Origin of the sequence: Streptomyces sp. BK239, from assembly GCF_004217285.1 — a bacterium.
In the GTDB taxonomy this organism is placed as follows: Bacteria; Actinomycetota; Actinomycetes; order Streptomycetales; family Streptomycetaceae; genus Streptomyces.
Genome location: NZ_SHKS01000001.1, coordinates 779,680 through 793,748, shown reverse-complemented (window position 1 = coordinate 793,748; position 14,069 = coordinate 779,680). Strand labels below are relative to the sequence as shown.

The 14,069-nt window shown below is 69.9% G+C and carries 5 protein-coding genes; 3 read left to right on the top strand and 2 right to left on the bottom strand.

The window, feature by feature from the left end; translation table 11 throughout:
- The first annotated feature begins 36 nt into the window (after positions 1 to 36).
- From EV567_RS03420 to EV567_RS03410, 3 genes are all read left to right on the top strand, one after another.
- Positions 37 to 1,731, top strand: coding sequence for a hypothetical protein (locus EV567_RS03420; protein WP_130437556.1), 1,695 nt, complete (start codon positions 37 to 39; stop codon positions 1,729 to 1,731).
- Positions 1,732 to 1,999: 268 nt separating this feature from the next.
- Complete coding sequence (locus EV567_RS03415) at positions 2,000 to 2,422, top strand: hypothetical protein (RefSeq protein WP_242620660.1); 423 nt, start codon at positions 2,000 to 2,002, stop codon at positions 2,420 to 2,422.
- Positions 2,419 to 4,488 carry an Hsp70 family protein gene (locus EV567_RS03410; protein ID WP_130437052.1) on the top strand — a complete coding sequence of 690 codons (2,070 nt, stop codon included), beginning with the start codon at positions 2,419 to 2,421 and terminating at the stop codon, positions 4,486 to 4,488. Before EV567_RS03415 ends, EV567_RS03410 begins: the two co-directional genes overlap by 4 nt.
- A 102-nt stretch (positions 4,489 to 4,590) precedes the next feature.
- On the opposite strand, the gene EV567_RS03405 is transcribed toward EV567_RS03410, so the two are convergent.
- Together EV567_RS03405 and EV567_RS03400 are read right to left on the bottom strand one after the other, a co-directional pair.
- Positions 4,591 to 6,801 carry a UvrD-helicase domain-containing protein gene (locus EV567_RS03405; protein ID WP_165430295.1) on the bottom strand — a complete coding sequence of 737 codons (2,211 nt, stop codon included), beginning with the start codon at positions 6,799 to 6,801 and terminating at the stop codon, positions 4,591 to 4,593.
- Between the two features lie 98 nt (positions 6,802 to 6,899).
- Positions 6,900 to 13,922, bottom strand: a complete 7,023-nt coding sequence (locus EV567_RS03400; RefSeq protein WP_130437050.1) for a DEAD/DEAH box helicase — start codon at positions 13,920 to 13,922, stop codon at positions 6,900 to 6,902.
- Between the last annotated feature and the right edge of the window lie 147 nt (positions 13,923 to 14,069).

Here is a 14,069-nt window from a genome sequence, read left to right as displayed (position 1 = left end):
GTGAGGGTGCGCAGATACCCTGACGAGGTGTACGACATGACAGACCCGGTAGCCGCTCGACAGGCGGCGAAAGCCGCTGAGCAGAAACGTCTGCAACGCGCGCGTGAACGCCGGGAGAGCCAGGGCTCCTCGACCGTGAGCGGTTTCGTTCAGCGCAAGTGGCGTTGGCTCGGTGTCGGGGGCGGCGAGGCGGTCGAAGCCGTACTGGCCATGCTCACGGAGACAGCGACCGCCGCCGGAATGCCCGAGGCGGAGCGGGCGGTCATCATCCAGGCCCTCGAAGGCGACCCTGACCGCGAGAACCTGCTGCCCGCGGTACACGCCGGGCTGAGCCTCCTGCCACCCGAGTCGGTCCTCGGTCATCTGCGGACTCTCTGGGCCACCGGCGTGCGATGGCTCAACGAGGCAGGCCTGGAGCGATGCAGAGTGTTGTGTTCGACGGCGCCCAGCCTGGACCTGGTCGGCAAGCGCGCCCACGCGATCTCGGGCGGACCGGCCTTCAGCCTCTTCGCGACCGCAGCAACACGTGGCGCGATACCCGTGCCGAACCGATTCCTCGACGAGCTTCTCGAGTGGGCACCCCTTTCCGTCATCGACGACCTGATCGACCATGGCGGCCTGATGCCCGAGGACGCGCCCTGGATGACGCGGGATGCTGAGGAAGGCCTCTATTTGCGCGCGCGTCTCACGCCCGCCACCGTCACCAGTGAACAGGCCGAGCGTCTCGCGTGGAAGGCATACCTGCGCCGACATTCCTTCCTCCTCGGCGAGACCCTCGTTCGGCAGGAACCTGACGATGTGTGGGACCTGCTGTACGACGTCGTCATGGACGGAGACGTGACGGCCGTGGATGCGCTCGACGCGGTCCTACCCCGGCCGCAGCAGATCGAGCTTCGCGACCTCAGGTCGGGTGCCCTGTCCGGGCAGTGGCAGCCGAGGATGACCGAGGACCGTGGCCTCTGGCTGTTGATGGCCACCCTGTGGCGCCCGACGAGCCTCGTCGACGCCGGACGTAGTCCGTTCTACGCCCTGGTCGCCCTGAACCGCGCCTACGACCTCGTGAAGGCCGGTGACTTGGAGTCGGCAGCCCTGCAGGCCCGCTCACTCACCCGTGACAGTGTGAACAATCGCAAGGTTTCCGAGGAACTGGTGCAGGAGGCCTGGGCCATCGCGGCGTACGTGGCCGTGGCGCAGAGCGAGCGGCTCGATTCGTCCGCAGGACGCGACAAGCTCCTCGACTCCGCCGAGGAGTACGCCGAGAGGGCTACCGCGCAGGGAGGCAGCGTCGCCGGACGCAATCACCGGCTCCTGCGTACGTGGCGAGCGACGCGAAGGAACGACCGCGGCCCGTTCAGCAATCCCTTTCTCGACATTGGCCTGGACCATGGGGCCAACGGGTGGGAGGAACGCTGCCGGGAGATCTTCCGGCAGCACGAGGGCGACGCCAGGGCCCAGTCGCAACTGAACATGGCCGAGGAGCGCATCCGTGACGCGCTGCGCTCGGAGGCGGGGTGGGGCGTCTTCTACCAACTGCCGCTCGACCGGTCGCGATATGCCCTGCCCTCCCAGGTGCCGAGTCATCTGGTGCCCCCGGTGGAGGCTTTGCCCCGCCGGACTCCGGTGACGAGCGGCAGAGAACTGGAGGCCATCCGTACCCGAGCCGCCGTAGAGCTCCTTGACGACTTCCGCACCACCGCGCCGCGCCTCGACCGTCACAGCTCCGTACGATGACCGCTCCGGCGCCGTCGTCCTGAACCTCCTCCGAGCCGAACGAAGCAGAGCAACCCTGATGCCTCCCAAGAAGAAGATTCCCAAGAGCGAGCGACCGCACCGCCCGTGCCCCGCGTGCGGCCAGACGCAGCCCGGGGCACAGGGCGCACCGGCACCGCACAAACCCGGAGGTCTGAAACGCCGCCGGGAGCGGCACGCTGATGTCCTGGCCAAGCCCGCGGAGACCGGCGCTGTCGAAGCTCCTCCCCGTCCCGATCCGATCGATGCGATGACGATCATCAAGGGGGTGGCGGCCCGCGTACCGGAGGCACTGGAGGCTGCCGGGGCCGACGAGGTGCCCTCGGCCGGCGCGCTCACCGCGGCGGTGCGCAGGGCGGTCCTGGACGAGTTCCGCACCCGCGCCCAGTTCGCCGGACGGCTCGCCGAGATCGACGCGCTGCTCTGGTCCCGGGCGGGAGACAGCAGCGAGACCGTCGAGGGCGCGATGACGGCGCACTTGCGGGAACTGCGTCTGCTACGAGTGACGGAGCCCGAGGAGAGCGACCGGTTCGTGGTGACGGAGGGCGAAGGAGACGCCTTCGAACTGCTGAGTCCGGCATATGTGGACGAGTTGACAGGGAAGGTCATCCTCGCGGGTCAGCTGCGGCGTGTCGCCGGGCCGGCAGGTGTGACGGTGGGGGAGGAAGCATGACGGCGTCGGGAATCGACTTCGGGACCACCAACTCGGTCGCGGCCCAGTGGAACGGCGAGTACGTCGAGGTCCTGGAGATCGGCGGCCAGGGCCTCGACGCGAACTGGAGGCGCGAGGGGTTCGAGCTGCTCTACCCGTCGGTCGTCGGCACCAGTTCCCTGCGGCCGGGCACCTTGTTCGGCTGGGAGGCGAAACTTCGGTCCGAGCAGGCCGTCGAGGCGTGCAAGCGCATGTTGCGCGAGGAGCCTTTCGTCAAGCTGAGCGGTGAACGGTTCGCCGCGACCACCGCCGCCGCGGGCGTCTTCCACGCCATAGCGGGGGCGGCGGAGGAGGAAGCCGCCACCGAGATCCGCGAGGCGGTCATCACCGTGCCCGCCAACGCGACCGGCGCGGCCCGTTTCCGTACGCGTGAGGCGGCGCGGGCCGCGGGCCTAACGGTGCGCACCCTGCTGAACGAGCCGACGGCCGCGGCGATCGCGTACGCGCACGAGATGGAGATCGACGGGGAGTTCCTGGTGTTCGACTGGGGCGGCGGCACGATGGACGCCACGCTCCTGCTGCACGACGACGGGTTCTTCGACGAGAAGGCGAGCCGGGGCGTCAACCAGCTCGGCGGGCTGGAGATCGACGCCCGGCTGCGCCGTATGGTCCTGGACCGGGCACCCGCGCGCGGGCGGTGGAGCGATTCCGAGAAGCGGATGTTCGCCCTGGAGATCGAGCGGGCCAAAATCCTCCTCTCCCACCAGGACTCGGTCCGCATCCAGACGCCCGACGACATCACCGTCGAGATCGGGCAGGACGAGTTCTCCGACGCGATCCAGGACCTCATCAACAAGGCTCTCGACCCGGTGGAGGAATGCCTGGAGCAGGCCCGGATCGACCCTCAGGACCTCACCGCCGTGCTGATGATCGGCGGCAGTAGCCAGATCCCGGCGGTGCGCGCCGCGGTCTCGGAGGCGCTCGACTGCGAACTCGTGGACACCTCCTTGTGCAACCCGATGACCGCGGTGGCCGAGGGGGCGGCAATCAGTGCCGCCGCCATGGACGGCGAGCTGAAGAGCATCATCCGGGTTGTCAACACACACGCCTTGGGCACGGTCACCAAGGATCGCCAGGGGAGGCGGAAGTTCAGCGCCCTCATCGACCGCAACCAGCGTCTGCCACAACAGCGCGTGAAGTCGTACGAGCCGACGAAGGACAACGTCTCCCAGCTGACCGTCGAGGTCTGGGAGGGAGACCCGGACCGCGAGGTCGACCACCCCGACAACGTCAAACTGACCGACCTGGTCCTCACCTACCCCCAGCGGTGCAAGGCGGAAGACGGCGTCTTCGACCTGGAATACACCTACAGTAAAGAAGGCCTGCTGACCGTTAGGGCGACCCTGCAGAAGAGCGGCGATGCCGTCCTCGACGGCGAGGTGAAGGTGTTCGGGGACGGGAACGTCCTGCCGGAGGTGAAGAAGGAACTCGACCGGCTGCTCGCCCTCGCACCGGCCGCCCGGCCCGCGAGCGCACCGACCCATCCCCAGCACGCAGGTTCGCACGGGCGGAGCAACAATGTGGCCAAGCCTGCTCCTCCTCGTTCCGCGGCCCCGACGGCCGGTGCGGCCGCGGTCGCACCACCACTCGTCATCGACGGATCCAACCTCGCGTGGAACGGGCGGCCTCCGCGTACGGCGGGCGGCAAGCCGAGTTTCGCGGCGCTGGAGGCCGCCGTACGGTCGCTGCGGTTCAAACACCCCGACAGCGACGTCCATGTGGTGGTCGACGCCACCCTGCGCCACGATGTGGCCCCGGAGGAACGGCCCCGGGTGGAGGCGGCGATCGCCGACGGCACCGTCGTACAACCCCCGGCCGGAACCGAGGGCCGGGGCGACGCGCTGGTGATCAGCATCGCGCACGAAGTCGCCGGGGTCATCGTCTCCAACGACAACTTCGCCCCCTTCCAGCGGGCGAATCCGTGGCTGCGGGACGTGGGGAGGGTCATGGGGGCCACACAGTCGCAGGGGGTGTGGGTGTTCAACCGACGCGTGCCCAATCCGGCGGCGTCGGCTCAGCGGAGGTGACACGCTCGGGCGGTGGCGGGGCCGGCTGCCGTCAGCGGCGGCAGGAGAAATCACCGTCACCACGGTCGCAGGCCGTCGAACCGGCCTCTACCGGTTGGTTCATCACGCAGCGGCCGATCCCGACGGCGGTCCATCCTGCATGAGCAAGTCCGTGACTCGGTAGGCGATCTCGTCCGCATCGGCCGGAAGGAATCGGCTGGCCCTGCCGCTCCACGTGACGACGAGCTCGTCACGCGCACGAGTGGCGGCGACGAACACGAGGGAACGAGCCTTCTGTTCCTCCTGCTTGTAGCGATCGGGGTTCGTGACCCGGTACTGCTCGATGCGCTGGTGCGGCACCTGACCGTCACCCACGGAGGTCAGGAACACGCGCTGAAATTCGAGCCCTTTGAACCGGTGCATGGTTCCGATCCGCACCCCCTCGGCATCGGACCGCACGCCTGCCTTGCCGAGTTCCACTGCCGGAAGGTGAAACTCTTTGACGAGGACGTTGGCGAACTCAAGGACCGAGTCCCGGTCGGGGGCGCTGATCGCCATCGCCGAGTAGGGCGTGCCGTGGGTGTCGTGACGCTCCTTGATGAGCGTGGCCACAGCGCGCATCTCGGTCAGCCGGTCGGGTGCGCGCCAGAACTGGGGCGCGAGCCCGGTCAGCACCGACCGGTAGCCGTCAAGAGTGTCGGTACCGGCGTCCAGGTCGTCGAAGGGGGCTCCGTCGATCAGACGGTTGGCGCTACCAAGAATCTGCCTAGTGGTGCGATAGTTGAGAGTCAGCCGGCGGGAAGCGCGGCCCCGGATCTCGATGCCCTGGTGGCCGAGGACGACCCGGCTGCCGTAGATGCGCTGGTGGGCGTCTCCGACAAGGAAGATGTCGTTCGGTCCTCTGCGGACCATGGCACGCAGCATCCGCCAGTGCGAGGCGGACAGGTCCTGCGCCTCGTCGACCACGATGTGCTGGTAGCGCGGCTTGAGCCACATGCCGCTGCCTGCCTCCCGGTGGACGAGGTCCCGGCCGCCCTGTTCATCCTTGTAGCGTGCCTGATCCTCGACGCGGGCCATGCGTCGCTGTTCGAGTTCGGCCGCCTGGTCGGCGATGAGCGCGTACGTCGTTCGTCGCGGCGGTGTGTCCAGGTGGTTCTTGTAGGCCTGGACGAGTTGCCATACCTCGTGCTTCTGGGCGTTGCCGAGACGCGGCCGTCCCGGTCGGCCGACGCGCCGGTAGGTCTCCCAGGAGCCGCATCGGTTCGCGAGAATCACGTGCTTGAACTCGCTGTCCAGGAAGTCGGCGTCGTACTGCGGCAGGTTCACCTCGGTGCGTACGAGGTGCCACAGGTTCATGGCCGCGTCGTCACCCAGCGGCTGTCCCACCTCCGCACGGGACTCCCGGACGATCTCGTGGGCGAGCGCGTCGACGCACTTGACGTCGACGCGGCGCAGCAGTTCGTCGCCACCCAGCAGGCGCAGCCGCTCCTCGAGGTCGCGAGCGAGGTTGGTGTTATAGGTGGTGAGCAGCACCGGGCGGGAGTGGCCGGGTGGCAGCCGGTCGACGAGGTGGCGTACGCGGTGCAGGGCGACGACGGTCTTGCCGGTGCCAGGGCCTCCCGTCACCTTCGCCGAGCCCTTGAAGTCAGCGACGGCGAGCCGCTGTTGCTCGGGGTGGAGGAAGAGCCGCCAGGCGTCGAAGCTGCGCCCCAGCGCGCCGAGGACGGCGTCGTCGTCCGTCTCCGCCTGGGAGACGGGTCGCCTGGCCGCCCGGGCCCAGTCATGGGTGTCGACATGGTCGTCGGCACGCCACTCGTCGGTGATGTGCCGACGTACGTCATCGGGTTCGACGTGGTCGCGCAGGGCGAGCAGGACGTCGCGAGTGAGTTCGGGGAGATTGTGCGTGAGGAGCTTCGCGAACTGCTCGTCCGTGGTGACCTTGCGAACGGCCGGCAGCAGCGAGTGGATGACGCCGAGGTCGATCAGAGTCTGGTCGTCGTACGCGGCGAAGAGCGGGGTGGCCCGGTCCGGCAGGGCGACGACGTTCTCGCTGACCTCGCTCTGATCGATGACCTCCACGGCCCCGGAAACGGCATTGATCTCCACGGTGAGACGGGCGAGTTCGTCGCGGGCCCGTGCTCCGTCCCGTACCGCGAGGACCCGCATTTCGTCGCCGCCGTCGGTCGACAGGAGGAGCACCATGCAGTGGGTGTCGGGATGCGCGAGGAACAGGTCTCCGTTGTCGCCCGCCTTGCGCAGGAACGACAGGCGCAGGGCTCGGTTGTTCCGGTTGTCGCGAAGACGCTGGACGAAGTCTCCCACCGCGTCCGCCACGGCCGGATCCCGGTGTTCCAGGTCTCCGTGCGCCTGGCGATTGACCTGGACCCGTGTCCTGACCCAACTCCCCGGACGACCCGCTCCTGCCCCGTAGCTCATCCCGCGCCCCCCTCCTCGCCCACCAGAAGGGCGAGTTCCTCCACGTCCCAGCCCTGCGGCGCGCGCACCTGCCAGCCGGCCGCCGAGCACCGGGCCATGTAATCCGCGTCCTCGGCATCCTCCGCCAGGACGATTCCGATCTTAGGGCCGGGCCAGGCGAGTTCCACCGTGCGTGACACGCCTTCGACGTCCCAGCTCGCTTTGCCCGCCGGGACGTCTCCGCGGCCGGCCAGGGCTTCGCCGAGCGCTGCGACTTCCGGGTCGCCCCACTTTTTCAGTTCCTCAAGGACGAGTTCCCAGGCGGTTCGCTCCAACGGGGTCATCTCATCCACCTGTTCGGGTACCGGCTCCGATCCCCCGGCGCGGTCCTCGCGCAGGTCCGGTCCATCCTCGGGCAGGCCCAGGCCCGTACGCGGAGCCTCGTCGCGCAGTGCAGCCAGCAGCCCACTGACCGGTCCGGCCGTGGCGGCGAGCAGCGCCGCGTCGAAGGTGTCGAGCGTGGTGCGGGCCAGGGCGATGCCGTCGGCCTGACCGGTTCCGGTGGGATCGAGGAACTGGATGACGTTGCCCCAGCACAGCCACGCCTTCCACCGCCGACGATGGTCGTCCCGGTCGCCCTCGACGACCTCAGGCCGGTCGTCTAGAACGGCGAGCGCGCTCCACCGCAGCCCCTTGCCGTCCGGGCGCCGGGCTCCGGCGAGGACGAGCGGCAGCCCCGAACCATCCCGGAAAGGAAGCAGCTTGAGCCCCTGGCCCGACACCGCAGGAGTGGGCTCGTCGCGGAGGGCGGCCTCGATCCAGCCGACGGCCTTGACCGGGTCCGCGTCGACCAGGTCGCGCCTGCGCTGGGCGGCGGGTGCGCTGACGGCGAGTGTCGCCAGCTGCTGCCACTTGTTCAGCCGCGGGTCGCGCAGGAATCCCAGCAGAGAAGGGATCGCCCCGGCGAACAGGAGGGCGTCGATCTCCGCGGGGTCGCGCCGTGCGGTGCGCCATTGCTCGCGCACCATCGCGCCGGGGCCCGCGACCGAGGTCACGTCGTACGGCGGCCAGGCTGCGTCGGCGGCACGGCCCGCGATGACGGCGTCGAGGGGATCGGCCGAGGCGTCCGGGTCACGTGCCGCCTCGCCCTTCAAGGTACGGTCCCAGGTCGCCACGTCGTCCCAGGTGATCTGCCAGACGAGTATCCCGTCGGCGCGCAGCCGGGCCCGCTTGGCCGCATCGGAGGCTATCCGGTTGGTGCGGGACGAGGCGTGCCAGCGGTATCCGTCCAGATAGACGGCGATGGGCAGGGGCGGGGCTCCATCAGTGGTGGTGTCCCCGGCGACGGGCCGGAACAGCAGGTCCGGGCGGGTGCGGTAGCCGTGCAGGTCCTTCTGGGCGACGACCTCCCAGTGGACGGGGCTGCCGTCGGGTCGGGTGAGGGTGAACTGCTTGCCGTCCCGTCCGGTGGGTGTCGAGGCGTGGCCCGCGTCGGCCGCGTTGCCGGGGATCGCGAGCCAGCGGTCGAGGCATTCGATGAACCTCCGCTCCAGGTCACTTTCGGCCTGGTCGGCGAAGCGGAGTTCGGCGTCGACAGCGTCCTTGCGGACATCCCATCCGCTGCTGCCGTCGGCGCCCAGCAGACTGTCCAGCATCCACAGGGCTTCTTGCCGGTTGAGGTCCTTGTACTCCCGCTCGGGGCCATAGCCCAGCAGACAGCGGTGGCAGGCGGGGCGGCTCGGGGTGTCCTTGCAGGGGCAGGCCCGCAACTCCTGCTGGGCGGCCGCCAATACGGCCCGGAACTCTTCCCCGTCGCGGTCGACGAGGCGCTGTAGGTAGCCGGTGCCCCCGGGCAGGGCGTCGTACAGGACGAGGTAGTTGCGGGTGAGGTCGCTCTCGCGGTCGGGCTCGGTGGCGGGGGCGGAGCGGATATGGGCGGGGTCGCCGCCATAGCGCAGCGCTAGGCCCAGGTGGAGCGCGGCGGAGAAGGAGGCAAGGCGTTCCGGGACGTTCAGCGTGGCGGCCGGCAGCAGGATGCGCAGGGCTTCCGTTCTGTGCTCGGTGGCGGTGATGACCGGGACGTCCTCCGGCCTGGCCTGCTTGTCGCGGCGCCGGGTGACGCACCACGGCCGGTGGTGCGCGAGTTCGGCCCGGCCGAGCAGGGACTGGCTGAGCGTGTCCTGGGCGGGCCCTTGGCCGGCCTCACGATCGGTGGCGCCGCCGCAGCGCGGGCACACGGTGAACCCTGTGATGGCCACCTCGGTGCCGGCGAAATAGGTGTCGTTGCGCCTGCCGTGGCGGCTCTTGCCGAGGTTGAAGCGGCGGATGACCGCCTCACGCACATGGTCCACACCGAAGGTGGTCTTCTGATGCCGCCAGGTCTGCTTGATGTCGGCCGGGTCGATGTCGACGGCGGTGACGGTCGTGTATTGGGTCCGTGTGCGGCTTTCATGGTCGTCGACGATGCGTGCGTCGTCCCGTTTGTCGTGGGCGGTGACCTTGCGCGGGACCACCACCCGGAACAGGGCCGTACGCCCGCCGATCCCGGGTCCGCCGCAGCGGGGACAGGGTGAGGTGTCCTCCTCGGCTCGGTCGCCGGTGCGGACGTGACCGCACTCCTTGCAAACCCGCCAGGTCCGGAGCCCGACGGGCATGCCGTCCGGCGAGTCCTGGGGGACGGGGCCGAGTTCGAAGCCGTCGACGACGTGCCGGTAGCCGCGGACGTAGTAGGCGTTGCCCGGGGCGAGTTCGGTGAGGGCGGCTTCGGCAGGGCGGTCGTACGTGCGCGGGTCGTTGCTCCAACGGGCCTTGGGTGCTTCACCCGCACCCGCCTCACCGGCCGGACGTGCCTTCCGCGCGGGCTGCTTGTAGCTGAGCTGAGCCTCCAGCCGTACGCCGTCCTCGACGAGACTGTAGTTGGGCAGCAGCCCGTGCTCGACGAGGAACCCCTGAGCGTCCGACTGGGCCATCTTCTGAAGGATCTTGGACACGCCGGCCGCTTCGCGGTTCAGGTTGCGCTTCTCGCGGGCCTCGTCCTCCACGTGTTCCTGGAGTGAATCGGCCGCGTCATTGATCAGGCCGCGGCGCCGGACGAGTTCGGCGCGCTCCTCCTCCCAGGCGTCCCTGGCCCGGTCCAGTTCGTCGGCCAGCTTGTACTCGGCGTAGCGCCGCAACGTCTTGCGGGCGTCTCGGGAAACACCGGAGCCGGGCACCCCGTCAATCTCGGGGAACAGGCTCAGGAACTCGTCGGCGAGGTCCACGCGGCCCTTCGTGGCGTCGCGGAACGTCTTCAACCATCCTTCCCGGCCCACCAGCTGGGTGGTCCGGTCGGGCAGGGGGATGACCCCCGGCAGAGCGCCCCGGGCCGCCCGGTCGATCAGGAACGCGGTGTACTGGCGGCACAGCAGCTCCCCCGCGGACAGGAAGCAGCCGGGGGGCAGGATGGGGCCGGCGATGAGGTGCTGCGGTTCGGCGAGGTGGTACAGCGCCCGGGGGCTGGTGTCGGCCAGGGTGACCATGAAGGCGTTGCCGGTGGCGCGGCCCGCACGGCCGACCCGCTGCACGTAGCCCGCGGTGGACGGCGGCAGCGAGGCGAGGATGACCGCTTCCAACTGGCCGATGTCGATGCCGAGTTCGAGGGTGGGAGTGCAGGACAGCACGTTGGGGTCAGTGTGCCGCAGCCCCAGCCGGAAGCCCTTCTCGACCTCCTCGCGTTCCTTGCGTGCCAGGACACCGGTGTGCTCGGCCGCGACGACGCTGTACGGCTCGGCCTCCCGGTACAGCCGCCGGTAGTAGTCGGAGCGGTAGTCACGAGCCGCACGACCGCCCGCCTCCTCCGAGGGCCGGGCGAGGGTCCCCTCGCAGCGCTTGAGCGGGCAGTGCGTGCCCTGCCAGACAGATGCCCGCTCGGGCGGCACGGTCTGGGTCCAACCGCACTCGGGGCAGGTGAGCGCGGCGAGCGCGGTCTGTGCGTCATCGAGCGGCCGCACCCTGATGTGCCCCGGGGTCAGCCCGTAGACGCCATGGCCCTGCTGTCTGTCCGCCTGGTCGATCCGCCGTCGAGCCAGGGCGCCGATGTCGTCGCGGGCGAGTTCCTGGAAGAGTTCGGCCAGGTACTCCCCTGCCGCCTCCCGGTCCAGGCCGAGGCACCGCCGGGTGAAGTCGGCGTACCAGCTGTCCCTGCTGTCCACGCGTTCGAAGTCGGTACGCCCGCTACCGGCGCCGACGAGGACGAATGCCGGGGCCTCGAAGTCACGGCGGTGGCCGAACGAGGGCATGCCGGGAGCACGGCCCGTGGAGACCCAGTGGCGGTTGCGGCCTTCGTCGTCTATGAACTCCTTCAGCCACTTGTGGTTGATGCCGCCGATCTGGCGGATGTGTTCCAGGAGGCCGCGCACGTACCCCTCGAAGTAGCGCAGCCGCTCAGCACCGTCCTCGGTCGGCACGAGCTCCTTCTCGCCGTCCTCCGGGTCCGCGGCCAACGGCAGTTGCCTGGCCCGCTGCCTCTCCAGATGGACTCGGTACAGGGCTTCCGCAGCCTTGGCCGCCGCCTCCGGGTCGGGCAGGTGGACCTCGGCGGCGACCGTGCGGGTGAGCTCCAGGGTGCGGCCGAGGCGGGAGTAGAGGCCGAACTCCAGCAGGGTGTTGAAAGCGAGCCGCTCACCGACGAGTTCCCACGTGGACTCGGGGATGCGCTTCTTGCCCGCGAGCAGCCGCTTGACCGGGTCCACATCGTGTAGGTCGGGCGGTACGACGGAGGCGAGCAGTCGCTGCCCTGGGGCAGCGGCGCGGCCGACCATGGAGGCGATCAGTTCGTTCAGCGGGACGCCGTCGAACGCGAACTGCGTCTCGGCACCGGTGCGTTCGGTCAGTTGCTCATGGATGAGGGAACGCAGGGAGAACTTCCAGGACCGGCTGGCGACGAAGCCGGCACGGTGGGCGGCATCCTGCACCGAGTCATTGAAGATCAGTGTCTTGCGCCGATCGCGCTTGTGCTCGTCCTCGCTCGGCAGCTCGCCACCGGTGAACAGCTGGGTGACGACGACGGAGGCGAGCGGGGCGACACCGGCACCGAGGAAGCGGATGCCCTGGGCCTGACCGCAGGCCGGGCAGCGGTCCTGCTTGGCGTAGTCACTCTGTTCCTGGTTGTCGAACCAGGTCCACACATAGACGCCGTTCTCGGGCGCCGGGGCGATCCGGTCATCGTCGAGCAGGACCTCGTCCGGGTCGAGCCGGCGCAATGCCTTGCCGTTGTCCTCCAGGACCAACAGGGTCGCGTCGTGCGCGGCGCCCCGACGGGCACGACGGGCCGCCCGGCGCGCCCGGATGGCACGGGCCTGCTCGGCGGCCTCGGCCGGCGTGGCGGCGATCATCGCCCGGACCCGGCCCTTGGCGGCCCCGCCGGCCACGCTGGCACGGTAGATCTCGTCCGGCGCGTGCACCAGGTTCTGCGGATTGCGGTCGGGGCAGATCGCCGACCAGCCGGAGCGCCCGCAGTGCCGGCAGTAGGCGGCGGGCAGTCGCCCGGACCGCTGGACCCGGCGCCGTCGCTCGACCTGGGCGGCCACGCTCAGGGCCCGTCGTTCGGCGTCCGCACGGTCGGCATCGGCAGCCGGTCCAGCGGTCTCGCTGAGGGCGGCCTGGTCGGCGTCGGACCAGGAGAACACCGGCTGGGGTGCGACGAACCGGAGTACGCGCGAGAGCGACCGCAGCCACAGGTGCGTCTCAACGAGGAGCAGTGGCCGCTCGGCGTCGGCGGGCGCCTTGGGGTCGCGGGCCACCGAGATGAGCGCGACGAAACGGGCCAGGGCGGTGGCGGCGGTCTCCGGGTCCTGCTCGGCCGCCGCGCGCCAGGCCGAGGCGTCGGGGAACGCCTGGAGCGCCGCGCCCGCCGTCAGGGGCGCGTCCTTCGAGCGCAGCAGCGCATGGGTGAGGGGATGGGCCAGCAGCCGTCGCCCCAGCTCACGCGGATCGGCGGTGTCGCATCCGACGGTCGCGCGGGCGATGGTGTCCAGGCCGTCCGGTGTCCTCGCGGGATCGGGCAGGGCGGCGAGTTCCTCGGGAGACGGCAGGGGCAGGGAGTGATCGACGCCGGACAGGAACTCCTCGACGTCCCGCCGGTCCTCCCCCACCACCGCGTCGTCCGGGAAGCGCGTCCCGAACACCTGGGAGGCCACGTTCAGCATGGCGCGAGGCCCACCCGCCGCGGTCCCGGAACCGAGGGTCGCGGAGGTCGCCACGGGACAGATCGACCCGAGCGGCCGCCCGTCCTCGGCGGCACCCACGACGGCCGCGAGCCGCCGCAGCAGCATCGCCACGTCCGTGCCCTGCGCACCGTCATAGGTGTGGAACTCGTCGATCACGACATACGCGAGGTCCGCGTCCCGCCACAGGGGGGCGTCCTGCTGCCGCTGGAGCAGCAGGTCCAGCATCTTGTAGTTGGTGATCAGGACGTCCGGCGGGTTGCGGCGGATCTCGGCCCGGTCGACCATCACCCGTTTGTACGGCGCACTCCCCCGCGCCGAGGCCTCGCCGATGTACAGCCCGGCCGTGACCTCCCGCAGACGGCCGTCCTCCAACTGGTCGCCGAGACGGTCCGCCTGGTCGCCGGCGAGCGCGTTCATCGGATACAGCAGGATTGCCTTGATGCCCGCCTTCCCGGCTTCCCTCTCCCGACGGCAGTGATCGAGTACGGGGATGAGGAAGGACTCCGTCTTGCCGGACCCGGTACCGGTGGTCACGAGCGTCGGCTGAGGCCGGTGCCCGTCCTTGCTGCTGAGCCGGGCGAACGCCTCCGCCTGATGGGCGTACGGCGGCGGGAAGTCGGCCGGATACCAGTCCAGATGCCGCTGCCACCCGTCCGCGGCGGGCCGGAAGGGCCGCCGGATCCTCAGATACGGCCCCCGGAAGAGCCCGTCGGCCGGATCGGTCAGGAAGTCCTCCAGCGCCTCCTGGGTGTCGGGCTCGGCCAGCGCGAAGGTCGTGGTCAGATATTCGACCGTCGTATCGCGCAATGTCTGCGCCGCGAGTGTGGGTCGCATGGCGTGCCCCGGCCCCCTGTCTACCGATGTCGCCCGGCTGATCAGAATTGATCACGTCCCACTCTACGAGGAGGGACTGACAGAGCGCCTGGAGATGCGGCTATGAACCACACTTCTTTCTGTACTGAATCCTGTACAGAATTCTGT